The sequence below is a fragment of the Cellulophaga geojensis KL-A genome (genome assembly GCF_000568425.1).
In the GTDB taxonomy this organism is placed as follows: Bacteria; Bacteroidota; Bacteroidia; order Flavobacteriales; family Flavobacteriaceae; genus Cellulophaga; species Cellulophaga lytica.
Window position 1 is genome coordinate 74,884 of the sequence record NZ_ARZX01000015.1, and the last position, 26,247, is coordinate 101,130.

General features: G+C 32.9%; 26 protein-coding genes, 1 tRNA gene and 1 pseudogene. 10 read left to right on the top strand and 18 right to left on the bottom strand.

Annotated elements, in window-relative coordinates; genetic code table 11:
• Window position 1: 1 nt before the first annotated feature.
• On the bottom strand, window positions 2-634 hold the full coding sequence (locus KLA_RS11785) for a hypothetical protein (protein ID WP_034646093.1): 633 nt from the start codon (window positions 632-634) through the stop codon (window positions 2-4).
• Window positions 635-835: 201 nt separating this feature from the next.
• On the opposite strand from KLA_RS11785, the gene KLA_RS11790 reads away from it, so the two are divergent.
• Window positions 836-1,726, top strand: coding sequence for a DMT family transporter (locus KLA_RS11790; protein WP_013620452.1), 891 nt, complete (start codon window positions 836-838; stop codon window positions 1,724-1,726).
• 3 nt (window positions 1,727-1,729) lie between these two features.
• Here the strand turns inward: KLA_RS11790 and KLA_RS11795 are convergent, their stop codons facing one another.
• The 6 genes from KLA_RS11795 to KLA_RS11820 form a co-directional block, all read right to left on the bottom strand.
• On the bottom strand, window positions 1,730-2,512 hold the full coding sequence (locus KLA_RS11795) for a DUF3050 domain-containing protein (RefSeq protein WP_034646131.1): 783 nt from the start codon (window positions 2,510-2,512) through the stop codon (window positions 1,730-1,732).
• 125 nt (window positions 2,513-2,637) lie between these two features.
• Window positions 2,638-2,976, bottom strand: coding sequence for a hypothetical protein (locus KLA_RS11800; protein ID WP_034646095.1), 339 nt, complete (start codon window positions 2,974-2,976; stop codon window positions 2,638-2,640).
• A 5-nt stretch (window positions 2,977-2,981) separates the two neighbouring features.
• Window positions 2,982-3,974, bottom strand: a complete 993-nt coding sequence (lpxD, locus tag KLA_RS11805; RefSeq protein WP_034646098.1) for a UDP-3-O-(3-hydroxymyristoyl)glucosamine N-acyltransferase — start codon at window positions 3,972-3,974, stop codon at window positions 2,982-2,984.
• 108 nt (window positions 3,975-4,082) lie between these two features.
• A complete protein-coding gene (locus KLA_RS11810; RefSeq protein WP_013620448.1) occupies window positions 4,083-4,538 on the bottom strand; it encodes a tRNA (cytidine(34)-2'-O)-methyltransferase in 456 nt (151 codons plus the stop codon).
• A gap of 60 nt (window positions 4,539-4,598) precedes the next feature.
• Entirely contained in the window at window positions 4,599-5,669 is a 1,071-nt protein-coding gene (locus KLA_RS11815; protein ID WP_235183564.1) for a phosphotransferase enzyme family protein, read from the bottom strand.
• A complete protein-coding gene (locus KLA_RS11820; protein ID WP_013620446.1) occupies window positions 5,654-6,541 on the bottom strand; it encodes an NDP-sugar synthase in 888 nt (295 codons plus the stop codon). The genes KLA_RS11815 and KLA_RS11820 overlap by 16 nt, the downstream gene beginning before the upstream one ends.
• A gap of 379 nt (window positions 6,542-6,920) precedes the next feature.
• On the opposite strand from KLA_RS11820, the gene KLA_RS11825 reads away from it, so the two are divergent.
• Window positions 6,921-8,078 carry a homogentisate 1,2-dioxygenase gene (locus KLA_RS11825; protein ID WP_034646100.1) on the top strand — a complete coding sequence of 386 codons (1,158 nt, stop codon included), beginning with the start codon at window positions 6,921-6,923 and terminating at the stop codon, window positions 8,076-8,078.
• Between the two features lie 49 nt (window positions 8,079-8,127).
• On the opposite strand, the gene hutG is transcribed toward KLA_RS11825, so the two are convergent.
• A complete protein-coding gene (hutG, locus tag KLA_RS11830) occupies window positions 8,128-9,075 on the bottom strand; it encodes a formimidoylglutamase (RefSeq protein ID WP_034646102.1) in 948 nt (315 codons plus the stop codon).
• A 133-nt stretch (window positions 9,076-9,208) separates the two neighbouring features.
• On the opposite strand from hutG, the gene modA reads away from it, so the two are divergent.
• From modA to KLA_RS11850, 4 genes are all read left to right on the top strand, one after another.
• A complete protein-coding gene (gene modA / locus KLA_RS11835) occupies window positions 9,209-9,973 on the top strand; it encodes a molybdate ABC transporter substrate-binding protein (RefSeq protein ID WP_034646104.1) in 765 nt (254 codons plus the stop codon).
• Between the two features lie 80 nt (window positions 9,974-10,053).
• Window positions 10,054-10,809 carry an ABC transporter permease gene (locus tag KLA_RS11840; protein WP_013620442.1) on the top strand — a complete coding sequence of 252 codons (756 nt, stop codon included), beginning with the start codon at window positions 10,054-10,056 and terminating at the stop codon, window positions 10,807-10,809.
• Window positions 10,810-10,812: 3 nt separating this feature from the next.
• Complete coding sequence (locus KLA_RS11845) at window positions 10,813-11,457, top strand: ATP-binding cassette domain-containing protein (RefSeq protein ID WP_013620441.1); 645 nt, start codon at window positions 10,813-10,815, stop codon at window positions 11,455-11,457.
• Between the two features lie 119 nt (window positions 11,458-11,576).
• Window positions 11,577-12,134 (top strand): helix-turn-helix domain-containing protein, encoded by a 558-nt coding sequence (locus KLA_RS11850; RefSeq protein WP_013620440.1) that lies wholly within the window; start codon window positions 11,577-11,579, stop codon window positions 12,132-12,134.
• A 70-nt stretch (window positions 12,135-12,204) separates the two neighbouring features.
• Here the strand turns inward: KLA_RS11850 and KLA_RS11855 are convergent, their stop codons facing one another.
• The 8 genes from KLA_RS11855 to hutH all read right to left on the bottom strand — a co-directional run bounded on the left by KLA_RS11855 (window position 12,205) and on the right by hutH (window position 22,379).
• Window positions 12,205-13,092: a DUF808 domain-containing protein gene (locus KLA_RS11855; RefSeq protein ID WP_013620439.1), complete on the bottom strand. Its 888-nt coding sequence runs from the start codon at window positions 13,090-13,092 to the stop codon at window positions 12,205-12,207.
• 227 nt (window positions 13,093-13,319) lie between these two features.
• Window positions 13,320-13,393 (bottom strand) — tRNA-Asp (locus tag KLA_RS11860).
• A gap of 76 nt (window positions 13,394-13,469) precedes the next feature.
• Window positions 13,470-14,393 carry a DUF58 domain-containing protein gene (locus KLA_RS11865; protein WP_013620438.1) on the bottom strand — a complete coding sequence of 308 codons (924 nt, stop codon included), beginning with the start codon at window positions 14,391-14,393 and terminating at the stop codon, window positions 13,470-13,472.
• Between the two features lie 3 nt (window positions 14,394-14,396).
• A complete protein-coding gene (locus tag KLA_RS11870; RefSeq protein ID WP_034646108.1) occupies window positions 14,397-16,958 on the bottom strand; it encodes a M1 family metallopeptidase in 2,562 nt (853 codons plus the stop codon).
• An 80-nt stretch (window positions 16,959-17,038) separates the two neighbouring features.
• Window positions 17,039-17,356, bottom strand: a complete 318-nt coding sequence (gene trxA / locus KLA_RS11875) for a thioredoxin (protein ID WP_013620436.1) — start codon at window positions 17,354-17,356, stop codon at window positions 17,039-17,041.
• 160 nt (window positions 17,357-17,516) lie between these two features.
• Entirely contained in the window at window positions 17,517-19,520 is a 2,004-nt protein-coding gene (locus KLA_RS11880) for a urocanate hydratase (protein WP_034646110.1), read from the bottom strand.
• 38 nt (window positions 19,521-19,558) lie between these two features.
• Window positions 19,559-20,797 (bottom strand): imidazolonepropionase, encoded by a 1,239-nt coding sequence (gene hutI / locus KLA_RS11885; RefSeq protein ID WP_034646135.1) that lies wholly within the window; start codon window positions 20,795-20,797, stop codon window positions 19,559-19,561.
• A gap of 1 nt (window position 20,798) precedes the next feature.
• Complete coding sequence (gene hutH, locus KLA_RS11890) at window positions 20,799-22,379, bottom strand: histidine ammonia-lyase (RefSeq protein WP_034646112.1); 1,581 nt, start codon at window positions 22,377-22,379, stop codon at window positions 20,799-20,801.
• A gap of 78 nt (window positions 22,380-22,457) precedes the next feature.
• On the opposite strand from hutH, the gene KLA_RS11895 reads away from it, so the two are divergent.
• Together KLA_RS11895 and KLA_RS11900 are read left to right on the top strand one after the other, a co-directional pair.
• Window positions 22,458-23,351 (top strand): LysR family transcriptional regulator, encoded by an 894-nt coding sequence (locus KLA_RS11895; RefSeq protein WP_034646114.1) that lies wholly within the window; start codon window positions 22,458-22,460, stop codon window positions 23,349-23,351.
• 75 nt (window positions 23,352-23,426) lie between these two features.
• The gene (locus KLA_RS11900; protein ID WP_013620430.1) at window positions 23,427-23,978 is read left to right on the top strand and encodes a nitroreductase; all 552 of its coding nucleotides are present in this window, start codon (window positions 23,427-23,429) and stop codon (window positions 23,976-23,978) included.
• A gap of 3 nt (window positions 23,979-23,981) precedes the next feature.
• Here the strand turns inward: KLA_RS11900 and KLA_RS11905 are convergent, their stop codons facing one another.
• Together KLA_RS11905 and KLA_RS11910 are read right to left on the bottom strand one after the other, a co-directional pair.
• Window positions 23,982-24,917, bottom strand: coding sequence for a M28 family peptidase (locus KLA_RS11905; protein ID WP_034646116.1), 936 nt, complete (start codon window positions 24,915-24,917; stop codon window positions 23,982-23,984).
• 10 nt (window positions 24,918-24,927) lie between these two features.
• Window positions 24,928-25,446 carry a DUF456 domain-containing protein gene (locus KLA_RS11910; protein WP_013620428.1) on the bottom strand — a complete coding sequence of 173 codons (519 nt, stop codon included), beginning with the start codon at window positions 25,444-25,446 and terminating at the stop codon, window positions 24,928-24,930.
• A gap of 165 nt (window positions 25,447-25,611) precedes the next feature.
• Here KLA_RS11910 and KLA_RS11915 point away from each other — a divergent pair, with 165 nt between their 5' ends.
• Window positions 25,612-25,980 (top strand): BlaI/MecI/CopY family transcriptional regulator, encoded by a 369-nt coding sequence (locus KLA_RS11915; protein ID WP_013620427.1) that lies wholly within the window; start codon window positions 25,612-25,614, stop codon window positions 25,978-25,980.
• A 2-nt stretch (window positions 25,981-25,982) separates the two neighbouring features.
• Window positions 25,983-26,247, top strand: a pseudogene (locus KLA_RS11920) (hypothetical protein); the annotation flags it as partial.

Here is a 26,247-nt window from a genome sequence, read left to right on the forward strand (position 1 = left end):
CTTACTCTTGTATTACAATAATAGTAGCTTTAGATCCTGTGGAAAGCAACCATTTTTTAGAAGATATCACTTTCCCGTTTTCATCATAAATGTTTACTTGTGCGGTATTTGGACCAGATGTACCTTGGTTTAATGCTTCAAAATCTATACGGTTAAAACCTTTTTTTAGTGTATGGTTTACTCCTTTAAAAGCGCCGCCAAGCATTAAATTGTGCTCTATTACTTTTCCGTCTGCATAAATTTTTACGCGGTCACCATCTACATATTCGTGATCTCTACAAACAATACCAACAAATTTTCCTGTAGTTTTTACATCACCTAAATATTGATCTCCATGAAACGATTTAGAGTCTTTTTTTTCTTCAAAACCTAAACGAGGATTCAATTTAACATCACGCCCAGGTTTAACAAGTCTGTTGTCTGGAGTCATATCTATTCTAGGCTTCATCATAGAATCTAAAAAGTTTGTATTGTTAGGTTGCTTTTTAGGTTCTGGTATTATAATAGTTACAGGTGGTGCAGTTTTTACCTCTTTCTTTGCTTCAATTTTTAAAGGTATAACAGTCGTTTCCTGTGCTACAACTGGTGTAGCAAAAAACAGAATGGTTAATAATGTGAGTAATGAAAATCGCATTAAGTTACTTTAAAAATTTTAAGATAAAGATAGCAAATACCTTGCCATATGGTAAATTTTTGTTGTTAAATTAACAGTTAAGAGTCATTTATTAGATAAACTACAAGTTTTTTTATAGGGTTAATTTTTAACGCTAACTTTTTATAAAAAGTATTTTTTTATATCCTTTTTATTTTAAATTAGCCAGCTAATTTATGGCGTATGAAAAAGGCAAAAGTTGCTCTAGCTTTAGGTGTTTTATGCATCTCTATATTTCCTATTTTGGTTAAGTTAAACTTAACACCAGGTGTTATATCTGCTTTTTATAGGATGGCAGTAGCCACAGTATGTATTTTGCCATATGTTTTACTAACCAAACAGTTTAAAATTACAGCTAAAAAACCGTTTTACTTAGCAATGTTATGCGGAGTTATTTTTGGTTTAGATGTTGCTGTTTGGAACATAGCTATACAAGAGTCTACAGCTACACAAGCTACACTTTTAACCAATTTATCTCCGGTTTGGGTTGGTGTAGGAGCTTTTTTCTTTTTAAAAGATAAGCCTACTAATAATTTTTGGTTTGGTACCGTAATTGCAATTATAGGTATGGTGATGTTGGTTGGTTTTAAAACATTTGTTGCGTTAGATTTTAATTTAGCTTTTTGCTTTGCAGTGCTATCTGGTATGTTGTACGCAGTATATATGTTGCTAAGTAAAGATATTTTAAACCAAATAAATGTACTTACGTTTATGACAACAAGCTTGGTTGCATCTACTATATTTTTAGGGGTATTAAGTTACGCAATTAATGAGCCTTTTACGGGTTTTTCTAATGCAGGATGGTTAGTGCTATTGCTACAAGGTTTGGTGTGCCAGCTTTTAGCTTGGTTGCTAATTAGCTATGCAACTAAGCATATGCGCGCAACCAGAGTGTCGGTTAGTTTATTAGGACAAGCCATTTTAGCCTCTTTTTTAGCGTGGTTATTTTTAGATGAGGCTATTTCTACTCAGATGGTAGTGGGTGGTTTGGTATTGCTTTTTGGTATACGTATTACCTTTTACCAAAAAAGTATATTTGCTAAAAAAAGAGTTTTAAAAAGAAAATTGTCTTAGAAGTTATACTACTGCTACTGCATTTTTGTTAATTAGGTTGCTAATAGCATCCCATAAATTAATGCGCTGTTGTAGTGCTTCTTTGGCTACCGTTAAGGTTTCTTGCCACTTGGTGTCATCATTACCACATAATTCAGAAATCATTTGTAAAGATAGTGGTCCGTGCTCATCACCATCTAACTCTATATGTCTCTCTAAATAATACGTAAGTTTATTATAGTGTTTATTTTCAGCATCAGCATTTTTAAGAATCTCAATAAACATATCAGGTATAAGATCTTCCCTGCCAAAAGTAAAAGCAGCGGCAATTAAATGTGGCTTATTGGTGTCAATTATTTTAAAAGTATAGTTTACAAAATCTGCTACAGTAGTGTCTAAGTTTACTTTTTTTAAGGCAGATGAAACAGGTTCTTTTTGAAGTATAAGATTGATAAAATTTTCAATAGAATTGGTGTTTGCTCCTATTTGATGCATTGCATCTAAGTACATTGTAAAATGACTTTTAGGTTCGCCAAGTTCATTAATGTCACTTTCTTCGCCGTGAACAATTTCATTAATAAAACGTGCTAATGTTGGATTACTAGCAGGTACCCAAGGAGTATCTGTACAGGTCAGATTTTTTTGTAACGCTTTTAAAAGAGACATAAAATCCCAAACCGCATAAACGTGGTTTTCCATAAAAACTTTAATGTCGTTTACGTCTTTTAAACTTGCATAAAGCTTGTGGTTTTGAAGCGCTTGTCTTAATTCAGAAATTTCATCTTCTATGTGCTCAATTCTGTTCATTCTTTCTAAAATTATATCTAACAATTGGTACTGTACTTTGCATACGCAAAAACAATAGTATTGGTTTTGCGCTGCAAAATTAATACATAGGTGTTATTTTAGATGAATTTTTATACAAAAAAACGCTATTCTTCATCTAGAATAGAGTTTCCTGTAGATTTGTCTCCAGAGGTCCATTGCCATTTTTCATGCAATCTAATTTTTCCATTTGGCAAAATTTCTGGTGTAGACGTACATTTTCCGGTCATTAATTGGTTGTTGGTATTTACCTGGTGGTATCTCATTTCTATAACGCCAGTAGCATCAACCAAGCCAATTAAGTGTCCTTTTTTTATGTTACCACCTGCATAGTCAGCAGTTAAAATAGCACCGTTTTGTTTATATGTAAAAACGGTGTCATTAGAGGTTTCAGAATTTTTAGAACTATTAGCCGGTCTAAATATTTTACCGTTATAGTTTATCATTACTTCTAATTTCTACTAAGTTTTTTCATTACCACCCATTGTTTTAGCATATCTCTAGAATCTTGAGCAGGATAACCTAAAACAGTTTTGCCTGGGGCAATGTTACCCATAACACCAGATCCTGCGCCAACAATAGCACCATCACCAATAGTAGTATGGTCTTTTATAGATGCACTACCACCAATAATAACGCCGTCTCCTAAAGTAACAGAGCCAGCTAAACCACTATGACCTGCCATAATACAAGACCTTCCCATAACACAATTGTGAGCAATTTGCACTAAGTTATCTATTTTACAACCATCACCAACAACTGTAGAACTAAATTTACCACGGTCTACACAAGAGTTGGCTCCAATTTCAACATCGTTACCAATAACAACATTACCAATTTGTGGTATTTTAACCAAACCTCTGCCATCATCACTTGGTCTGTAGCCAAAACCATCTGCACCAATACTTACGTTGATATGAAAAGTACAACGGGCACCAATTTCGCTACGTTCTCTAACAACAGTTCCAGACCACATTACCGTTTGGTTGCCTACGGTAGAATCATCTAAAACAGTAACATTTGGGTATAAAACAACACCTTCCCCTAAAACAACATTTTTACCTATATAGCAGCCGGCTCCAATTTTACTTCCTACACCAATTGTAGCAGTACTATCTATAACTGCTGTTGGGTGTATGTCTACATCAAAAACAGGTTTTCCAGGATCAAAAGCTTCTAAAAGTTTAGCTAAAGAAATGTCTGCATTTTTTACTTTTATTAGAGCAGTATTTTCTCTTGGCTCTATTTTTAAATTGTCATTTACAATAGCTACACTTGCGTTAGAATTTTTCCAAAGACGAACATATTTTACGCCACCAATAAATGTAATTTGATTTTCGGTAGCCTTTTCTATTTGTTCTGCGCCTTCTATTTTGTGTGTAGTGTTACCTACTAATTCTCCTCCTAAAAGTTCGCTGATTTCTTGTACTGTAAATGATTTCATTCTTAATTTATAAGGTATTATTGGTTAAGGTTATTTATTATGGAAAGCTTTAAAAGTACTTATAAAAAGTAATTAAAGTTTATATTTTGACTGTTTTTGTTATAAAAACTACAGTTTTTTTGATTTTATTGCATCGTAGATTACAATACTTACTGCATTTGCCAAATTTAGACTTCTTATATGTTCGCTAAAAAGGGGTATTTTGTAAAGGCTATTTTTGTGTTTTTCTACAACAGATGCGGGTAAGCCTACAGATTCTTTACCAAACACAAAAAACATATTATCTTCATAATCAATTTCATAATAGTTTTTTTCTGCTTTAGCAGATAAAAATGCGAACTTTTTATCAGAATGAACTTCAAAAAAATGAGTTATACTATCGTAGATTTTTAGGTCTAAATGCTGCCAATAGTCCAAACCAGCACGTTTAACCCTTTTATCATTTAACTCAAAACCAAATGGTTTAACCAAATGCAATGTAGAGCCAGAAGCCAGACTTAATCTTCCAATATTACCTGTATTGTTTGGTATTTCTGGTTCAAATAGTACAATGTTAAAGCTCATAAATAATTTTGCGTTTAAGCAAAGAAACGGATTGAATTTTTAAAATAAAAAGATTTGGTTTTATTGGCTAAATTTTTTCTTTAGAATAGCATTCATATAATCTACCTTGTCTAATGCTTTTTTAGAGAATTCAAAAAGACTAACACACCTATCTAAATTCTGATTAGGATAAGCAACCTTGTAGTAAGCATCATTCTGTAAATAATCTGTAAGTGCACGTAAGCCATGTATAAATGGCATAAACACGGTTCCCTGTGGTAAAGATGCTATTTCTTCTTTGGTTAATATACTGTTATGAGTGATTAAACCGTCTACAAAGCTGGTAAAAAGGTCTTCACTAAAAGTTATTTTAGATAGGTCTTTCTCGTCCTCAGGAGCTGTATTTACAATAGTGCGTACGGCATCCCCAAAATCATAATAAAAATAACCTTTCATTAGCGTATCTAAATCTATTAAACACAGAGCCTTATCTGTAGTTTTAGAAAATAAAATATTATTTAATTTGGTGTCGTTATGGCAAACTCTAATTGGTAATTCTGTAAAACAAAAATCTAGTAAATCTGGCAACAACTCTTCAGCAAATTCTATTGCGTCTTTTGCGGCAGCTGTACGTTCCTTTTTAGCCTTTTCTAAAGCATCAAAAAACTGATTATTTCTGTGTATTAAATTATGAAAATCCGGAATTGTATCTTGGTAATTTACAACATCTTCAGAACTTAAAAGCGAATGAAATTCGCCCACAATTCTACCAGCCTCAAAAGCAATATTATTACTTTTGGTGGTGTTGTAAGTTGTGCTATTGTCAATATAAGAAAGTACTCTCCAAAAGCCATTTTCTTTATGGTAACTTGTGTCTTTTTTAGTCTTAACTACAGCTACACTACTATAATTTTTACTTTTAAGTACATGTAGTGCTGTTTCTATATTTTGCATTACGCCAGCTACATTTTTAAACACATTGTTGTTTATACGTTGTAAAATGTATGCAGGTTTGTTGGTTGTTAAAACTAAGTAAGTATCATTTATAAGTCCATTATTAATTGGCTCAAAAACGTACTCTTTTTTAGGAACAGAAAAATGACTTAATATTTTGGCAGGTTCTATTGGCATAGTTATTAGTTTATATTCCATAAATTATAAGGGTACTCCCCGTTATTAGTCATTTCTGCTAGTTTAGACACAGCCATTGCTCTGTCTTCTGCATAGGTAACGCCAAACCAATTGCTTTTAGAATTTACTACAGGTACATTTAATTTTTGATTACTAATCATTTCCTGAATAATAAAAGGCAAGAAAACTTCACTAGACTTAATTTTTTCTTCGTCTTGCAAGAATAATTTAAAAGCTTGCTCTATAGTTGAAAAAATAGATGTGTCACAAACCCAAAAATTCATACTAACTTCTTCGTTTCCTGTAAACTCAATTCCTGTATTGGTATCTACTATTTTTTCGCCTTGTTTTTCTAATTTCAAACGTTCTTCAACCTTAGTTAAAATACCATTGTTAATTTTACAAACACCTCTAGAAACAGAGCCGTGAGTAGACAATGTATCCTTTAGTGTGTAAGATATTAGTGCGTATGTATTAGCAGTACTAGCCTGCATAATTTTGGCGGCATTTTTAAAAGCTAAGCTACCATAAAAATCATCGGCATTTAATACTGCAAACGGACCGGTTATTACATTTCTAGCAGTCCAAACCGCGTGTGCAGTTCCCCAAGGTTTTAAACGTTCTGTAGTGTAACTTGTACCTTTTGGAACATCAGAAATTTCCTGAGCCAAAACATCTAATTTTACATTACTTGGTAGGCGTTTGGCTAAATGTTCTTGTAAAAAGGCAACCTTATCTTTTTTAGTAATAGCAACTATATGGGTAAAGCCATATTTAATAGCGTCAAAAATGCTAAACTCCATTAAAAATTCGTGGTGGGGACCAAGATCATCAAATTGTTTAAGTTTTCCGTATCTGCTACCATTACCTGCAGCCATTAAAAGTAGTGTCATTTTTTATATTTTGTCTAACAAAAATAAGGTTTTGCAATGTGGCAATGGGTGGTATTTTAGTTAAATAGTATGGTCTTTTTTGTTTTTTTGATTTAAAAATACAACCATAATTAGCTTTTAAAACGCTATTTTACGGTTAAAGTATTAAATATTAAAATGCTTTACTATCTTTGCGGCGTTGTGTTGTGTCTCAATTTTTTTTGAGGCAATGTTGAAAACCATTTTAGATGGTATCAACCAATGAAAGGCTTTCCTATTGGAAGGCTTTTTTTATATCCAAAACTCTTCAATTTATTAATTACATAATTTTAGGCTTATTTTTTAGATAAAGTTCAAATTATTGTACTTTTATTGTCTATTTACAAAGAACAATAGAAATATGCCGTTATATCATAAATTAGGTAAAATACCGCCTAAAAGACATACCATCTTTAAAAAAGAAGATGGCACTTTGCATTACGAGCAACTGTTTGGAACTATAGGTTTTGACGGAATGTCGTCCTTAATGTATCATAAACACAGACCAACTATGGTAAAAGAAGTTGGTGAAAGTATAGATGTGTCTCCAAAAGCTGCTGTGACTCATAATATTAAATCTAGATTGTTAAAAGGTTTTGATATTAGACCAGAAGATGATTATTTAGAGAGTAGAAAAACTGTATTATTTAATAGTGATGTACACGTTGGTTTAGCTGCACCAAAAAAGTCGTTAACAACGTATTTTTATAAAAATGCAGATGCAGATGAGCTTTTGTTTATTCATGAAGGAACCGGAACATTAAAAACTATGTTGGGTGAAATCCCTTTTGAATACGGAGATTATATTGTTATTCCAAGAGGAATGATTTACCAAATAGAGTTTGATACAGAAGACAACCGTTTATTGGTAACAGAGTCTTACCACCCAATATATACACCAAAAAGGTACAGAAATTGGTTTGGTCAGCATTTAGAGCATTCTCCTTTTTGTGAGCGCGATTTTAAATTGCCGCAAAACTTACAAACGTATGATGAAAAGGGTGATTTTTTAATAAAGGTAAAAAAGCAAGGACAATTACACCACTTAACATATGCATCTCACCCGTTTGATGTTGTTGGTTGGGATGGTTACAATTTTCCGTATGCATTTTCTATACATAATTTTGAGCCAATTACTGGGCGTGTGCACCAACCGCCACCAGTGCACCAAACTTTTGAAACAAGCGCTTTTGTTGTTTGTTCTTTTGTGCCAAGGTTGTACGACTATCACCCAGAGTCTATACCAGCACCATACAACCACTCTAATATAGATTCTGATGAGGTTTTGTATTACGTAGATGGCGATTTTATGAGCAGAAAAAGCATAGATAAAGGCTATATTTCTTTACACCCAGCTGGTATACCTCATGGTCCTCACCCAGGTACTTACGAGGCTAGTATTGGCAAATCTAAAACTGAAGAATTAGCAGTTATGATAGATACTTTTAAGCCTTTGCAATTAACGCAATTGGCGTTAGATATAGATAATGGTACGTATTACCAATCTTGGATGGAGTAATGTGTTTTAAATTATAACATAAAAAAGGAGGTTTATTAGCCTCCTTTTTTTATAAGGTATGTATAAGAGTATGTACCAAAGAGGCGGCTAATTTTGCAGTTTGGTTGTCAAGGTCATATTTTGGGTTCATTTCTGCAATGTCTAAACTAATGAGCTTGCCAGATTTTATAATGGTTTGTAAACATTGCAATGCAATATCAGGAGAAAAGCCCATTGGAGATGCAGCACTAACTCCGGCTGCATAAGCAGATGAAAAACCGTCTAAATCTACTGTTGTGTATACCACATCTACATTGGCTATAAAAGCAGAAATTTGTTCTTGTATTTTTATAGATTGATGTAGGTTAAAATCTTCATTTTTAATAACCGTTACCTTAAGTTCTTTTGCTGTTTTAAAAAGAGAAGCGTCATTGGCATCATCTCTAATTCCTAAACACAAATAATTAAACGGAATATTGTTGGTTTTACAATCTTCTGCTATTTGATAAAATGGTGTTCCAGAATTATTTCCATTTGTATTAGCTCTTAAATCAAAATGAGCATCAAAATTAATAATACCAATAGTTTTGTGTTTTTCAACCGCATTTAAAATGCCATTATAATGTCCGTAAGCAATATCGTGGCCACCACCTAAAACAATAGGAAAAGTATTGTTTTTTAGTAAAATAGTAACCGTATTAGCTAAAGTTTGTTGTGCTTGCTCCATATCATTATCAGTACAAAAAACAGTGCCAACATCTAAAAGCTGAGTATCTTTTTTTAAATGATTTGGCATTTTAGCCAATTGCCTTACAATAGCTTCTGGACCAGTAACAGCGCCAACTCTGCCTTGGTTGCGTTTAACACCTTCATCACAAGCGTAGCTTAATATAGCAAAAGTTTTAGTGGTTTCTTGTTTTAAAGTATCTACGCAAATTACTTTTTCATGAAGATATAGATTGGCATTAGATTTTCGGCCTTGCCATAAAGAAGAATCTGGTTTTTTAAAGTTGTCCATTTTGCAAATTTATAACTCAAAAGTAAGGTGTTATTTTAGTTTTTAAACTTCAAATTAAATAAAAAATAGATTAGACCAGGAAATGCAATTGTTTTAGTGTAAAACTTTTAATTTAGTAGTTTAATTTATGCTAATGAAGTTTACTGGTACAACAAGAGTAATAGTGCTTGTATGTTTATTTTTTTTAATGATAGGCTGTAAAAACAAGCAGAATCAAAAAACACTATTAGTGTATTGTGCTGCTGTAGTAAAGCCTGTTTTAGAAGAAGTTGCAAAAGAATATTATAAAGAAACAGGTATACAAATAGATTTGCAATATGGAGGTTCTGGTACGTTATTGGCTAATATTAGAGTTGCCAAGCAAGGAGATTTGTACCTGTCTGCAGATGCAAGTTACATGCAGCAAGCAATTGCATACAATATAATACAGCAAAGTAAGCCATTAGTTGCTATAACTCCAGTATTGGCAGTTAGTGCAAATAACCCCAAAAATATAACAACTATTAAAGATGTGTGTAAAAAAGGTATTAGGTTTGGTATTGCTAACCCAGATGCGGCATCTGTAGGAACTGTAACTAAAAAAATACTGCAAGAATCTGGTAATTGGGATGCAGTTAAAAAATGCGTATATGTACAAATGCCAACAGTGTCTGACGTTGCTAATGCTATTAAACTAAATACTATAGATGCGGGTGTTATTTGGGATGTTACAGCTAACCAGTACAAAGAAATAGATGCTATAGAGTTAGCTAATTTTAAACAGCATAAAGAGCACGCAGTAATTGGAGTTTTAAAATGGTCTAAGCAACAAACTGAGGCATTAAAGTTTACAGAATTTTTATTACAGAATGCAAAAAGTAAAAGTGTGTTTAAAAAATTAGGGTATAAAATGTACTAATATAATACGTAGTTATCAAAAAAGAAGAGCAACATATAAAACAGCATAAGGTTAGGTCTAACGTACCATTTTATTTGGTAATGGGCATTGTGGCGTCTACATATATAGTTTTAATATTAGCAATGGTGTTGGCCGATTTTTTTTATACCACACCAGATCATATTTTTAAGGCTTTAGCTAGTAAGGAAATACAGTATGCTATAAAATTAAGTTTGGTGAGCAGCACAATTACAATGTTGTTAAGCGTTATAGTGGCTATACCAATTGGCTATTTTATGGCGCGTTATAACTTTAAATTTAAAAAAATTATTGATGCTATTTTAGATATACCTATAGTGTTGCCACCACTAGTAGTTGGTTTAAGTTTGCTATTACTTTTTCAGACAACGTTGGGGCAGTTTATAGAGAGTCATTTAAGAATTACCTATACAGTGTACAGTGTTGTAATAGCACAGTTTATGGTTGCTTGTGCCTTTGCTGTACGTACAATGTATGTTACGTTTTCGCAAATTAATAATAGACAAGAACAGGTTGCATTAACTTTGGGCTGTAACCAGAGACAGTCTTTTTTTTATATTTTACTACCACAAGCTAAAAGCGGAATTTTAACTGCAGCTTCTTTAGCGTGGGCAAGAGCTTTGGGAGAATTTGGCCCTATTTTAATTTTTGCAGGTGCTACAAGAATGCGAACAGAGGTGTTGCCAACCACAGTGTTTTTAGAAATGTCTGTAGGGAATATAGAAGCAGCTGTAGCTGTGTCTTTAATAATGATAGCATCTGGTTTTTTGGTGTTGCTGTTAGTTAGAATATATGGAACTAAAAAACATACTTTTTAGCCTATGTTACAATGTGTAGATTTAGAAATAGAACAAGGTGCTTTTAGCTTGTCTAATATTAATTTTAAAGTTGATAAAGGTGAGTATTTGGTGCTAATGGGTAAAACAGGTAGTGGTAAAACAACACTTATAGAGGCTATTTGTGGATTGCGAAAAGTAAAAAAAGGACAAGTATTACTGCACTCTAATAATATAACAAACCTAGTTCCTGGTCAAAGGCAAATAGGATACGTGCCGCAAGACGGAGCTTTATTTTCTACAATGACAGTAGCAGAAAATATAGGCTTTGCACTAAAAATAAGAAAATGGCCTAAATTAAAAATTGAAGAAAGAGTGCAAGAGTTAGCTGTTTTATTAGGAGTAGAACAACTACTAAACAGAAGCGTAGATAACTTAAGTGGAGGAGAAAAACAACGTGTGGCACTTGGTAGGGCTTTAAGTTTTTATCCTCAAATTTTGTGTTTAGACGAGCCTTTAAGTGCATTAGACCAAGCTACAAAGTCAGAAATTATACTATTACTCCAAAATTTAGCGCAAAAGTTACAACTTGTAATTGTTCATATATCACACTCAGAAAGTGAAGCTAAAAAACTAGCAACTAGTATTTTAAGTTTAAAAGACGGTATTTTAGAGAAGGTTAGTTTGTAGACTGTTTTTATTTTGTTAAATAAAACCCTAGCTGTAATACTAATACTATAAATAAATAATTCTTATTTTTGAGGTACATAAACTGTAGATAGTCATACTATTACACTAACCAATTATTTATGGATGACATTTTGATAAACATTGGCAGACAGCTAAAGCTGGCTCGCCAAAAGAGAAACTTAACCCTACAGCAAGTCGCCAAAAGAACGGGCGTAAGCGCAGGGTTAATTTCAAAGATTGAGAACCTTAGAACAACTCCCTCTTTACCGGTTTTGCTTAAAATTATGCAAACCTTGCAGATAGAGTTGTCTGAATTAGAACTTTCTTCTAGTATTGATGGAGATTATATTCTTATTAAAAAGGGTACAGGAACCAGAGAAGACCGAGAAGACTCTGAACAATTAGAGTATACACATTTATTATCTAATACTTCTAAAGGAGAAAGTATACGTGTATATTTAATAACTGTACTACCATTAGCGGTTAGAAAACCTATTTCTACCAATGCAAATGAACTTGTTTATGTGTTAAGTGGTTCGCCAACTTATACACTAAAAGGCAACGAGGTAACATTAGACCAAGGAGATTTATTATTTTTTGATGGTACCGTTGCACATGGTATATCTAACAAGTTTAATGAGCCTGCAGTATTGTTAAAAGTTTACTTACTGCATTAAATAGCTACAAGCTTAAAAAACAAAAACCTTCAGTTAACTGAAGGTTTTTTGTTTTGTATAAATATTATGTTTAATGTTTATCTTTCTTTTTGCCAAAAAGCTTTTTAAACAAGCCAATAATAGGTAAAGTTAAGAGTCCAATTACTAGTCCTAATAAAAATTCTTTTAGCATAGCTGGTAACGGAACATCTTCAATTAAGTGGTGTAAAAAGTCTATGTTGTGTGCAAATACGCCACCAGCAACAGAAAGTAGTGCTAGTGTGCCTACAACGGCTAAAAATTTAATTACCCAAGGTAAAGCGTTTACTAGCAGTCTGCCTACTTTGTCAGAAAAGCTATTGTCTTGTTCGTTTAGGTTAATTAGTTTTAAACCAAATTCATCCATTCTAACAATTAGTGCAACTATACCATAAACACCAACAGTGGCAATAATGGCAATTACTGTTACCACCATTATTTGTGTAGAAATTGGCTGATCTGTAACTGTACCTAATGCAATAATTACAATTTCTACAGAAAGGATGAAATCTGTAAATATGGCCGATTTAATACGTCCTTTTTCAAGTTTTTGTAGTTCTTCAATAGTAATGTCTTCATCTAAAAGCTCATTACTCTCGTGTTTATGACCGGCTAAAAACTCATAAATTTTTTCTGCACCTTCATAAGCCAAATACAATCCGCCTAAAACAAGTATAATGGTTACCGCAATTGGTATAAAAGCACTTAATAAAAACGCAAAGGGAAGTATTATAAGTTTATTTAAAAACGATCCTTTTGTAATTGCCCAAAGTACAGGTAATTCTCTGTCTGATATAAACCCTGAAGCCTTTTCTGCATTCACCGCTAAATCGTCTCCAAGTATACCTGCTGTCTTTTTAGCAGCAACTTTACTCATTACAGCAACGTCATCCATAAGCGCTGCTATATCATCTAATAATGCAAAAAAACCTGATGCCATATATGTCTATCTTTTTTTAAAGTCTAAAATTAGAGTTTTTCTTTAAACTGATGAAGTCACAAATATAAATGATTAAAATAAAGTTTAATTTAGGAGAGATGTTTTGGCGAGTGATTTTGATAAAAAACAGAATTAGAGCTAAAAACTTTTATAAGATGATCTGATTTTTTTCACCTTAAAAAAGGTATAAAACCAAAAAAACCTTCAACAAATGTTGAAGGTTTTTGCGGTCTGGACGGGACTCGAACCCGCGACCCCCTGCGTGACAGGCAGGTATTCTAACCAACTGAACTACCAGACCGTGGCGTTTAGCGGTTGCAAATATACAGAGGTTATTTAATTCAGCAAAACTTTTTTGAAGAAATTTTCAAAAAAAATTAAAATTTTTGTCGCTCCACCATATACGTGTTAAAAACCGAAGCAAAATTTTTAGCAATATCTACGCCAACATATTTTATCTTGTATTGTGCGCATTTTAATTTAATGTCTGATAAGTAATTAGTTAGCTCTTTTTGGTAAGCTTCTTTTACGTTTTCAGCATACAAATCTATCTCTTGTTTGGTCTCTACATCTACAAAACGCTTTGGTGCATCATCAAAATTAAAAAAATGTTCTTTTTCTTTATCAAGGAGATGAAAAAGTACAACTTCATGTTTATTATATTTTAAATGTTGTAATGCTTCAAACAATTTTATGTCCTCTTCTTCGGTCTGAAACATATCAGTAAAAAGAAAAACCAAACTACGCCTGTGCATTTTTTCGGCTATCTGGTGTAAATAGGTATATGTTTTTGTTTTTTGAGCCGGATTTTTATCTGTTACCACTTCTGTAAGCTTTGCCAACAACATTTGGTGGTGGCGTTCACTACTTTTTTCTGATACATAATAGTTGTAAGCATCAGAATAAATACTTAAACCAACAGCATCTCTCTGTTTTTTTAAAATATTCATTAAACCGGCAATGGCTAAAACGCCAAACCCTATTTTATTTAGGTTATTTACATCTAGTTTTTTTGTTTCAGGATAATACATAGAGGCAGAGTTGTCTAAGATCATATGACACCTTAAATTGGTTTCTTCCTCATATCTTTTAGTGTATAACTTATCTGTTTTTGCAAAAAGTTTCCAGTCTATATGCTTGGTACTTTCTCCTTTGTTGTAAATTTTGTGCTCTGCAAACTCGGCAGAAAACCCATGAAACGGACTTTTATGTATTCCGCTAATAAAACCCTCTACGACCTGTTTTGCTAGTAACTCTAGGTTTAGCAGTGGTTGCGCATTTAAATTGTCCTTTAGGTTCATAATTTACTTTTTTATGGTTTGCGCTCTTTCTAAATCATCTGTAGTTTGCAATAGTTTTTTTAGTAGAATAGGGTTAAAGTTAGGATTTTTGCTTAAAAAATCTTCACGTATTTGGTAAGCATCTTTAGAGCTGTATTTACCAATACAACTTGCCAACCAGTTTTTTGGAAAAAATATATCTCCTGTAAGTTGCACCTCTTCTAACTTTTGTAAACATTTTGTCAAATGCTTTTTACTTTCATTTTGGCGTAGCGGATGGTGAATGTAGCTTAGTGCTGTTGTAACCCAAGATTCTTTTTCTCTGTTTTTGGCATCAAATAAAGAAACCATAAAAGCATCTCTTTGCTTTACATTGTTACTTATAGATGGTTGTAGCCATATAAATTTGGCAAGTTTATCTGGGTTGCTAATACGCTTTTCTTGTTCTTTTATAATTTCTGTAGCCTTTGGGTGCTTTTTTAAAGATAATTCGCTTGCAAGACTAGTGTAATCATCCTCATTTAAAAATAATTGTGGTATACTCAATTCTTTTGTCCAAATAGCGTGTAAATTTTCTAATGCTTTAGAAGATATGGCAAGCGATTTATACAGATTAAATATATCTTTTTTGAAAGCCTTTGGTTTAGAGCTGTTTAATAATGCAAACAACTTATTTTCTGTTGTAGTCTGAATTTTTTCTTTATGTTTTTCTGATAAAAATTTCCAGTAAATATCTCTGGTTCTTCCTGTAATATAATTTGAAACAAGCTCATTTTTTTCTGATGCTACTCCGTTTAAAAATATATTAAAAGCATCTAAAGCTGGTACCTTATTATTTAAAAACACTTCATATAAATTTATATAGCTGTAACCACGAGCGGTAGCATCTTTAATTTCTTTTATTTTAGAAATATGAGCAACATTAACCGGAAAAACTCCATATCCAAAACCGTTAGCGTTGTATATAATTTGCTCGGGCTTTGCAAGTCCTATAGTTTCTTTTAGTTGAAGGTTTTTACTATTTATTGCTGCATTTATAGTTTTTACACTGTCTTTATACACAAGTTGTATAGCAAAAGATTGTGGCCATATTTTATCTGTACCATCTTCTGCCTTTTGCGTAATTGTAAAATTGATTATTTTGTTATCCTTGTAGGTAATATTATCTGTAAAAACTGGTCTTCCAGGTTGGTTTACCCACACATTAGACCATTGTTTAATATCTACGTCAGATTTTTTATCTAAAATAGAAACCAAGTCGTCCCAATCTGCATTGTCATTGGCATACGTTTTTATATACTCTTGCATTCCCTCTTTAAAAGCATCTTTTCCTAATACGGCTTCTAATTGCTGCATCATTATTGGTGCTTTGTTGTAAATAATACGACCATATAAAGAGCCTGCATTTTTTAAATTGCCCAAATGTTGCTTAATAGGATTTGTGCCTTTAGTACGATCTTCAGAATATGCACTAGGGTAGTGTGTCATCATAAATTTTAATTGATGATCTATATCTGGAAAAAGCGGATTCATAATCTTATCTGCCATAAAGTTGGCAAACACTTCTTTTAGCCAAACATCATCAAACCATTGCATAGTAACCAAATCTCCAAACCACATATGTGATGTTTCATGTGCTATTAATTTAGCACGAGATAACTTTTGGTTCTGCGTAGCATTCTTATCTAAAAATAAAGACGACTCTCTATATTGTATAGCACCTACGTGCTCCATACCACCATATTGAAAAGGAGGAATACTAGCAAAGTCCATTTTCTGAAAAGGAAAATCATAGTTGGTATAATCTATTAAAAAATCTAAAGACTGTTGGTGAATGTTAAAAACCTCATTTGTACTCTCTGCAATTTTTTCTTTATTATTTTCTCTATATAAAAAGCGCATATCAAAAGCACCAGGGTTTTTAGCTTCTTCAGTAAATTTACCTGCAACAAATGAAAACAAGTAAGTACTCATTTTATCAGTGGTATTAAAAATATGGGTAGTGTACTCTTCTTTTTCTATTTGTTCTTTTTCTGTACCACCGCAAAGCACTTTCCAATCTTTAGGAGCAGTAATGGTTAAGTCGTAAGTTGCTTTTAAGTTAGGTTGGTCTAAACACGGAAACAGTGTGCTAGCCCTGTCTGGCACTAATAACGTATATAAAAACTCTTTGTTTCTGTTAAGTGATAACTCACCTGCGTTAAAAGAAATTTCAATTTTATTTTCTCCTATTACTAATGCATTTTTATCTATAATTAAATGCTCGTTGGTATGGTTAATTGGAGTGCTTTTACCATTTACGCTAAGTGTTTTTAAATGATCTTTATTTTCATTAAAATCTAAAATTAGATCATATTGCAGGTCGGTAATCTTTGCAGCAAGTACTAATGTAGCAGGTATTGGATCTTCTTGACTTTTAGGAATAGAAAAATTTAGCGCATAATGCAAGTTCTTAATTTGTTCTTTTCTATAATTTGCAAGGTCTAAAGAAATTCCTTTTTCAACTTGTAAAGGTTTAATTTCTTTTTTTTGAGGACAACCAATTAAGGTTAAGGCTAGTAGTGTAAGGAGCGTAATTTTTTTCATAAATAAAAAAAGGTAAGTAGTAAAAATAAAAAAGGGTTTGACAAACGCCAAACCCTTTTTTATAATTATATGCTTATAGACTATAATAAAGCGTCTATTGCGTCTGTGTAAACTTGTTTAGGAGAAACGCCAACTTGTCTGCTAACCATTTCACCACCTTTAAATACTAATACTGTTGGTATATTACGTACACCATATTTAGCTGCAAATTCTTGGTTTGCATCTACATCTACTTTACCAACAACAGCTTTTCCTTCGTACTCAGAACTAACTTCGTCAATAATAGGACCAACCATTCTACATGGACCACACCAAGCTGCCCAAAAATCTACAACAACTGGTTTGTCACTTTTTAAAACAACTTCGTCAAAAGTTGCGTCTGTTATTTCTAATGCCATAATTTTATTTTTTAATATTATACAAAGTTAGTCAAATAAATTCCTATTTCCTTAACAACGAACTATACCTATTATCTATTGTTCTATTAATTATTTTTATAACAGAACATAAGGGGTATAGTTATTTTTTAATGTTTTAAAATTAATTGTAATTCTACGGCTACGCAAATAAATTATCTAATAAATGCTCTTCAACCAAATTAGGAACAGTAACTTTTAGTTCTGGTGTTCTTTTCATCTCTCGTTCTATGGCAAAAATAGCCTCTTTGTTACGTGCCCAACTACGTCTAGATATTCCGTTATTAACATCGTAAAAAAGCATATTTTTCAACTTTTTTGAAGCCTCTGTAGAACCATCTAACACCATGCCAAAACCGCCATTAATAACTTCTCCCCAGCCAACACCGCCACCGTTATGTATAGATACCCAAGTGGCACCTCTAAAACTGTCTCCAATTACATTATGTATGGCCATATCTGCGGTAAATTTACTGCCATCATAAATATTACTGGTTTCTCTAAACGGAGAATCTGTACCACTAACATCATGGTGGTCTCTACCTAAAACTACAGGGGCAGAAAGTTCTCCTGTTTTTATAGCTTTATTAAAAGCTTCTGCAATTTTAGCTCTACCTTCTGCGTCTGCATATAAAATACGCGCTTGTGAGCCAACAACCAGCTTGTTTTGTTCAGCTTCTCTAATCCAAGTAATATTATCTTGCATTTGTTGCTGAATTTCTTCTGGAGCAGTAGCCTTAATTTCTTCCATTACTTTTAAAGCAATAGCATCTGTTTTTTGTAAATCTTCAGGTTTACCAGAAGAACATACCCAGCGAAAAGGACCAAAACCATAATCAAAACACATAGGTCCTAATATATCTTGTACATAAGATGGGTACTTAAAATCTATATTGTTTTCTGCCATAACATCGCCGCCTGCACGCGATGCTTCAAGTAAAAAGGCATTGCCATAATCAAAAAAGTAAGTGCCATTTGCTGTATGCTTATTAATTGCAGCTACCTGTCTTTTTAAAGATTCTTGTACTTTTTGCTTAAAAGCATCAGGATTGGTACTCATTAACTCATTAGATTCTTCAAAAGAAATACCTGCAGGGTAATAACCACCTGCCCAAGGGTTGTGTAAAGATGTTTGATCTGACCCTAAATGAATAAAAATATTTTCATCATAAAAACGTTCCCAAACTTCTACAATATTTCCAATGTAAGCAATAGAAACAACCTCTTTATTCTCTTGTGCTTTTTTAGTTCTATCAACTAAATCGTCAATAGAGTCAATTAAAACGTCTACCCAGCCTTGTGTATGTCTTTTGGTGGCAGCTGCAGCATTAACTTCTGCACAAATAGTAATGCAACCAGCTATATTACCAGCTTTTGGTTGTGCTCCACTCATACCACCCAAACCAGCAGTTAAAAATATTTTTCCAGAAGGTGTTTCATTAGGTTGCAGTACTTTTCTAAAGGCATTCATAACTGTAATTGTGGTTCCGTGTACAATACCTTGTGGGCCAATGTACATATAAGAACCAGCAGTCATTTGTCCGTACTGGGTAACCCCAAGTGCATTGTATTTTTCCCAATCATCTGGCTTAGAATAGTTAGGAATCATCATACCATTAGTAACAACAACTCTAGGTGCATCTTTGGTAGAAGGAAAAAGTCCCATTGGATGACCAGAATAGATATGCAGAGTTTGTTCTTCTGTCATTGTTGCTAAATATTGCATAGTTAACAAGTATTGCGCCCAATTCTGAAAAACAGCACCATTACCACCATAGGTAATAAGTTCCTCTGGATGTTGTGCAACTGCAGGGTCTAAGTTATTCATAATCATTAATTGCAATGCAGCAGCTTGTGGTGTTTTTGCTGGATATTCTGATATTGGTCTGGCATAAATATCATATTTGGGCTTAAACCTAAACATATAAATACGTCCATAACTTAGTAGTTCATTAGCAAACTCTTTTGATAATTCTGCGTGCCAAGCAACAGGAAAATAACGCAAGGCATTTTTTAGAGCCAATTTTTTTTCGTCTAAAGAAAGAATGTCTTTTCTTTTTGGAGCGTGATTAGCATTTGTGGTGTAATTTTTTTTTGGAGGTAATAGAGATGGAATACCTTGCAGAATTTGAGATTTAAAATCCATTTTTTATATGTTATAATGAAGCTGAATTCGTTATTTTTTTAAGCTATTTTAGTTCCTTTTTTCCAAACCATATTTGGTTTTAGTTGTCCTTGTTGGTATAAAATTTCTTTATAGTTTGCTGTTGGAAAAGCAATAAAATCTGCCATAAACCCACTGTTTAACACACCTCTATCTTTAAGGCCTAGTGCCGCCGCCGCTCTAAAAGTAATACCAGATAAAACCTCTGCATTACTCAGTTTTTGAAAAGTTCCTAAGATTGAGGCTTGGGTAAGTAAGTCTCCCATAGGAGCAGAACCCGGATTGTGGTCACTAGCAATAGCAACTGCACCACCAGCATCTAATAACTTACGAGCAGGTGTAAACGCACAACCTAAACCAATACTAGCGCCAGGTAAAGCTGTAGCAATAACATTGCTTTTTGCTAAAATATTTATTTCTTCTGTAGTACTTGCTTCTAAATGGTCTGCACTTATAGCATTAAAATCTACAGCCACTTTGCTACCACTTGTAGAAAACTGATCTGCATGTACCGTTATTGTAAAGCCCATTTCCTTTGCCTTTTTAAAGTAAGGTGCAATTACTTCTGCTGTAAAAGCACCTTCTTCAATAAAAGCATCAATTCTGGTTGTTAAACGTTCTTCTTTTAAAAGGGGGAAAAGGGAGATGCTTATTTCTTCTAAATACTCACTTGCCGTACCAGAGTAATCTTTAGGGTGCATATGTGCAGCCAAGCAAGTAGAGATTAAATCTGCTTTAATTCTGTTATCTACATTTTTTATAGCGCGTAGCATTTTAAGTTCTTCATAAACCGATAAACCGTAGCCACTTTTAACCTCTATAGTAGTAACGCCATTTTTTAAATGTTTGTTAGCTCTTTTAGTAATGCCATCTTCTAATTCTAAAATACTAGCTTTTCTGGTTTGTGTTACTGTGTCCCAAATGCCACCACCAGCTTTAGAAATTTCTAAATAAGTTTTGCCGGCATTACGCATAGCATAATCATTAGCTCTGGTGCCACCAAAACAAATATGTGTATGAGAATCTATAAAACCAGGGAAGCAAACACTATCACTTATTACTTCTTCTAACAAGGTATTTTTAATGTCTATTTGTTTTAATAACTCTTTGTATGTGTCAACAGCTATTATAGTATTATTTTCAACTATAATGCCGCCATTTTCTATAACTACAAGTTCTTCATCCTTAACGGCACCTTTAACGGCAATGCCTGTCATTGGTAATAGTTGTGTAAACGGACCTATAAGTTTTTGTTTCATATTAGTAGATTTCAAATTCATCTGCAAACGGAATTTCCATTTCTAAATTTTCTCGTTCTTTTACCTCTTCAATAGCATTTAAAATGGTTTGGTTTTGTATCATTTCTATTCCTGCTTCAATATCGGTAGCAAACACACGATCTTTATCTGCAAAGGCAACTTTTTCTCTAATTTTTTTATGTACTACTTCTAAAAATAAGCCCGATTTAAGTGGTTTTCTAAATTCAAAAGCTTGTGCAGCAGTTAGCATTTCTATAGCTAATATTTTTTCTACATTACCAATAACTTGTAGTGCTTTGCGTCCTCCAATAGATCCCATACTTACGTGGTCTTCTTGTCCTAAAGACGTTGGTATACTATCTGCACTAGAAGGAAAACAAAGACCTTTATTTTCACTAGCTAAGGCAGCAGTAGTGTATTGCAATATCATATAACCAGAGTTAATTCCGGTTTCATTCATTAATAATTTAGGCACTCCAGGGCTATTACCTTCTAAGGCTAAGTATATTCTTCGGTCAGATATGTTACCAACCTCAGACGCAGCTAAACATGCATAATCTAATGCCATAGCTAAAGGCTGACCGTGAAAACTACCACCACTAATTGTTAGTTCTTCATCTATAATAATAGGATTATCTGTAACCGAATTTAACTCAATTTCTAACAATTCTTTTAAATGCAACCACGCATTTCTAGATGCACCGTGAACTTGCGGAATACAACGCAAAGAATAAGGATCTTGTACCCTATTGCAATTTGCATGATCTTCCATTATCTCAGATCCTTTAAGCAAGCGTTTTACTTTTTTTGCAACATACATATTGCCTTTAAAAGGGCGTAATGCGTGCAGTTCATTATAAAATGGTTTAATAGAACCTTGCAAGCCTTCAATCATCATTGCACCAATAATATCTGCTTGTGCAAGGCAACTTTGCAATTTTTCTACCACTTTTACAGCGTGTGCAGCAATAAACTGTGTGCCGTTAATTAGCGCTAAACCTTCTTTAGGACCTAAGTTTATGCTTTGCATTTCTGTTTTATCAAACAAAGATGAGGTTTCCATAATCTCACCCATATAATTAACCTTACCCAAACCAATTAATGGTAAAAACAAATGAGAAAGCGGAGCCAAATCACCAGATGCGCCAACAGAACCTTGAGCCGGCACAACAGGAATAGCATCAGTATTTATATGCCATAAAATACGGTCTAAAGTTGCTTCTGCAATACCAGAATATCCTTGTGCAAGACTATTCATTTTTAAGATAAGCATAAGTTTAGCAATCTCTTTATCTATTGGTTCGCCAACACCAACACTATGACTTTTTAAAATGTTACTTTGTAATATTTTTGTTTCTTCTTTAGATATTTTAGTAGTACATAAAGGTCCAAACCCGGTGTTTATACCATAAACAGGATCTCCTTTTTTTACAATATTAGCAACAGTTTTACTGCTGTTTCTTATTTTTATGCGAGAAAAATCTGAAATTAACCCTTTGGTTTTGCCTCTTGCAATTGAAAGAGCAATACCAGCCGTTAAATGATCTTCTCCAAAATTAAAGGTCTTAGGTGCGTTACGCATAGCATATATTTTAATACTATAAAATTATTGATTATGTTTGATGATTACCAATATCATATTTATCAATAATTAATAACTATGAGTTATCAAATAGAGTTACGCCATTTTAATTATTTTTTAGCTGTAGCAGAAGAATTACACTTTAGAAAAGCAGCAGAACGTTTGTTTATATCGCAACCAGGTTTAAGTAGACAAATAAAGCAAATGGAAGAAATTTTAGAGACACAGCTTTTTATTAGAAATAAAAAAAAGGTTTCCTTAACAGCTGCTGGAGTTTACTTAAAAGATGAAATAGAGTTTATTTTAAACCATTTAGAGTTAACAAAACGACATATAAAATTGGTAAGTCAGGGTAAGTTTGGTGAGCTTAACATAGGTTTTTTGGGTTCTGCAATGCAAACCGTAATTCCGGATTTGTTATTAAAGCTGAAAGATGCTTTCCCAGAAATTAATACAAGTTTAGAAGAACTCTCTAACAATGCACAGTTAAATGCTGTTTTAAAAGATGGTTTAGATATTGGTTTTGTGCGTATGGTTAGGGTACCAAAGGGTTTGTGTATTAAACCAGTATTTAATGATACATTTTCTGTGGTTGTACCAGCAAACTATAAAATAACAGAAACTAAATTTAATGGAATGGAACAGTTTAAAGGAGAAAATTTTATTCTGTTTTCACAAGATTATAGTCCGCTGTATTATGATACGGTAATGAGTATTTGTGAAGATGCTGGTTTTACTCCAAAGGTTTCTCATAAGTCTGTACATGCGCAAACTATTTTTACATTGGTAGAAAACAATTTGGGAGTTGCCATTGTACCTACATCTTTGCAACAAGGTTTTAACATGAATGTAAAATTTATAGAACTAAAAAAAATACCGCAGCGAGCCGTATTGTCTGTTATTTGGAAAGAAGACAATAGAAACCCGGTTTTAAAACATTGTATGCAGTTGTTGTTGGGTGATGAAAAATAACACTAAACAATTAACAAATACTTTTAAAACGTACATTACCATAAGCTATATCTTTGTAAAACTTAAAATTGAATTATGATTTTTGATATAATAAAGAAGAGGAGATCTGTGTTTCCTGCGCAATACAATAGCAAACCAATAGCTAAAGAATTAATTGAAAAGGTTTTGGAGGCAGGTAATTGGGCACCATCTCACAAAAAAACTGAACCTTGGCGTTTTAAAGTAATACAAGGAGAAACTAGAGCAAAACTAGGAATGTTTTTGTCTTTAAAATATATGGAAAACGACCCAAATCCAAAGAAATTTAAGGTAGAAAAACTAATAAACAATCCGCAAAAGGCAGGAGCAATAATAGCTATTTGTATGCAGAGAGACCCTAATGAGTCTGTGCCAGAATGGGAAGAAGTTGCGGCAACGGCAATGGCAGTACAAAATATGTGGCTTATGTGCACAGATTTAGGTATAGGTAGTTATTGGAGTTCTCCTGGCTTAATAAAACATATGGGCGATTTTTTTGCAATGGAAGAAGGAGAAGTTTGTTTAGGTTTCTTTTATATGGGGTACACAGATGATGAACTTCCGGAAGCAACTAGAGGTGCTGTTGAAGATAAAACAACTTGGCTTTAACTATTAGAGTTCCTTAATAGTAAAGTAGAGTTGCTGAATAACCGCACTCATCTTGTTTATGTTTAATGTTTCAAGAGAATCCTTATTTGTGTGATAATTCTTGTTGCGGTAAAAAGAGGTATTGGTGATCATAACTGCTGGGTAATTTAAATTCCAGTAGTTTAAATGATCTGAAAAATCCACGCCAGTAACAAGAGAAGAGCCTTTAAAAGATACAGTAGGTATAAGTTTCTGTTTCTTCATTAAGTTTTCAATTTCAGCACCAAAATTGCCGCTTTTTTCATTTTGAACAACAGTTATAAAATTAGCACGATTGCCGTAAATGGTGCTCATCTCTTTAATTGGGTAGGTTTGTGTATTGGGTTCGTCCTTATAATAACCAATCATTTCTAAGCAAATCATACCTTTTACGGTTATGTTGTTTTCCTTTAAGTAATTAGCATGCACATAACTTCCCATTTTCTCAGTTCTAAAAAAAGGAGGTTCTTCTAAAGTATAGGCAACAAAATCTATTCTATAATCAAGTTTCTCTTTGGCTAATAAACGTGCTAATTCTAATAATCCTGCAACACCACTTGCATTATCATCTGCACCTTCTTGATCGCCGTATACATCATAGTGGGCACCAATAATTAACCGTTCTTTATATTCTGTGCCAATAGAGCCAAGGACATTTTTATAAGTTTCATTCTCAACCTTATATTCTTGGTAAGCAGTAGTGTCGCACACCTTAGCAAGTTCCACTTTAATGTAGCTAGCAATTGAGTTAAGAGTTTTTATATTTTTATAATTCCGGCTATTTTGTGTTTTTGTAATTTTTAGCAAGTCATTTTTAATACGTACCGTATCTATATTAGTTGCAGTTTGGGTGCTAACCTTTTTTTGTCCACAAGAAATTAAAAAGGAAAGTAGTAGAATGGCTGATAGTATTTTTCTCATACTTGTGGTTTTAATTATAAAAAAACGGAAACAACGCTTCACTATATTCCCATACTTTAGATACAAATAAACCAAGGTATACTATAGCAACAATAAATTTTAAAAAAGTACCTGTTAAAAAACCAATAAAGGAACCAAAAGCAGCTTTTAAAGCTGTTTTTTGGTCGGCTTTATTTAAAAGCTCACCTACTAAAGCACCAACAAAAGGCCAAACTACAATTCCAAATACTCCAAGAACAGGAAAAAATACAGCTACTAATAGGCCAATAGTTGTACCTATCATACCAGCTTTTGTGCCTCCAAATTTTTTAGTTCCAATTGCAGGAATAATATAATCTAATGCAAAAACTATTAGAGCTACTGCTAAAGTTATACCAAGAAAAACCCAATCGTTAGGTATAGCTTTGGTTAAATAAAGTACTAATAGACCCAACCAACTAATTGGAGGCCCAGGTAATACTGGTAAAAAACTCCCTATAATACCAGTTAGTATTAGAACAAAACCAATTATTAAAAGCGCTATATCCATACAATAGTTTACTTGTTTGACGAAGATAACAACAATTTGTTACAAATTTTTTACCTAAAAAATTAGTTTAAACTAAAATATTAGTTATATTAGCAGAAGAATATAAGATAAATAGTACTAATTTAATATTCAAAATATTCTAGAATATATATAAAATAAAAGAGAATGAAGCAATTAACAAAGGCAGAGGAAGAAATTATGCAAGTGCTATGGGAGTTAGAAAAAACAACTGTAGCAGCTGTTATAGAAAAATTGCCAACACCAAAACCAGCCTATAATACAGTATCTACTATTGTACGTATTTTAGAAAATAAAGGCTTTGTTGGCCACGAAAAATTAGGAAGAGGATACCTGTATTTTCCGTTGATAAAAAAAGCAGATTATAGCAATCAGTCTATAAATAAATTAATGGAAGGATATTTTCAAGGTTCATTTAAAAGTATGGTTTCTTTTTTTATGAAAAAGAACGATATGAGTTTATCTGAATTGGAATCTATTTTAGAAGATATTAAAGAGGACGATAAAAAAGAATAGTTATGGTACAGTATATAGTTTTAGTAATCACATTTCAGTTGTTGTTTTTGGCAATTTATGATTTGTTTTTAAAAAAGGAGACTTTTTTTCAAAGCAACCGTGTGTATTTAATAGGTACGTTTTTAGTGTCTTTATTTTTACCTTTTGTAAAGTTGCCAGTATTTAAAACTGTAGTGTCACAACAATATGCGGCCATTGTTTTAGATGAAATTGTATTAACAGCAAATTCATCACAGGCAGCAGAGAGCAGTTTTCCTTGGCTTAAAG

Coding starts and splice junctions, on each gene's coding strand:
- KLA_RS11785 (WP_034646093.1), bottom strand. CDS start 634: ATGCGATTTTCATTACTCACATTATTAACCATTCTGTTTTTTGCTACA.
- trxA (WP_013620436.1), bottom strand. CDS start 17,356: ATGGCATTAGAAATAACAGACGCAACTTTTGACGAAGTTGTTTTAAAA.
- KLA_RS11895 (WP_034646114.1), top strand. CDS start 22,458: ATGAGTTATCAAATAGAGTTACGCCATTTTAATTATTTTTTAGCTGTA.
- KLA_RS11795 (WP_034646131.1), bottom strand. CDS start 2,512: ATGAACAGAATTGAGCACATAGAAGATGAAATTTCTGAATTAAGACAA.
- KLA_RS11870 (WP_034646108.1), bottom strand. CDS start 16,958: ATGAAAAAAATTACGCTCCTTACACTACTAGCCTTAACCTTAATTGGT.
- KLA_RS11840 (WP_013620442.1), top strand. CDS start 10,054: ATGGGCATTGTGGCGTCTACATATATAGTTTTAATATTAGCAATGGTG.
- KLA_RS11800 (WP_034646095.1), bottom strand. CDS start 2,976: ATGATAAACTATAACGGTAAAATATTTAGACCGGCTAATAGTTCTAAA.
- hutH (WP_034646112.1), bottom strand. CDS start 22,379: ATGCGTAACGCACCTAAGACCTTTAATTTTGGAGAAGATCATTTAACG.
- hutG (WP_034646102.1), bottom strand. CDS start 9,075: ATGGACAACTTTAAAAAACCAGATTCTTCTTTATGGCAAGGCCGAAAA.
- KLA_RS11900 (WP_013620430.1), top strand. CDS start 23,427: ATGATTTTTGATATAATAAAGAAGAGGAGATCTGTGTTTCCTGCGCAA.
- KLA_RS11790 (WP_013620452.1), top strand. CDS start 836: ATGAAAAAGGCAAAAGTTGCTCTAGCTTTAGGTGTTTTATGCATCTCT.
- KLA_RS11845 (WP_013620441.1), top strand. CDS start 10,813: ATGTTACAATGTGTAGATTTAGAAATAGAACAAGGTGCTTTTAGCTTG.
- KLA_RS11910 (WP_013620428.1), bottom strand. CDS start 25,446: ATGGATATAGCGCTTTTAATAATTGGTTTTGTTCTAATACTAACTGGT.
- hutI (WP_034646135.1), bottom strand. CDS start 20,797: ATGAAACAAAAACTTATAGGTCCGTTTACACAACTATTACCAATGACA.
- KLA_RS11825 (WP_034646100.1), top strand. CDS start 6,921: ATGCCGTTATATCATAAATTAGGTAAAATACCGCCTAAAAGACATACC.
- KLA_RS11905 (WP_034646116.1), bottom strand. CDS start 24,917: ATGAGAAAAATACTATCAGCCATTCTACTACTTTCCTTTTTAATTTCT.
- modA (WP_034646104.1), top strand. CDS start 9,209: ATGAAGTTTACTGGTACAACAAGAGTAATAGTGCTTGTATGTTTATTT.
- KLA_RS11880 (WP_034646110.1), bottom strand. CDS start 19,520: ATGGATTTTAAATCTCAAATTCTGCAAGGTATTCCATCTCTATTACCT.
- KLA_RS11820 (WP_013620446.1), bottom strand. CDS start 6,541: ATGACACTACTTTTAATGGCTGCAGGTAATGGTAGCAGATACGGAAAA.
- lpxD (WP_034646098.1), bottom strand. CDS start 3,974: ATGAAATCATTTACAGTACAAGAAATCAGCGAACTTTTAGGAGGAGAA.
- KLA_RS11815 (WP_235183564.1), bottom strand. CDS start 5,669: ATGGAATATAAACTAATAACTATGCCAATAGAACCTGCCAAAATATTA.
- KLA_RS11865 (WP_013620438.1), bottom strand. CDS start 14,393: ATGAACCTAAAGGACAATTTAAATGCGCAACCACTGCTAAACCTAGAG.
- KLA_RS11855 (WP_013620439.1), bottom strand. CDS start 13,092: ATGGCATCAGGTTTTTTTGCATTATTAGATGATATAGCAGCGCTTATG.
- KLA_RS11915 (WP_013620427.1), top strand. CDS start 25,612: ATGAAGCAATTAACAAAGGCAGAGGAAGAAATTATGCAAGTGCTATGG.
- KLA_RS11850 (WP_013620440.1), top strand. CDS start 11,577: ATGGATGACATTTTGATAAACATTGGCAGACAGCTAAAGCTGGCTCGC.
- KLA_RS11810 (WP_013620448.1), bottom strand. CDS start 4,538: ATGAGCTTTAACATTGTACTATTTGAACCAGAAATACCAAACAATACA.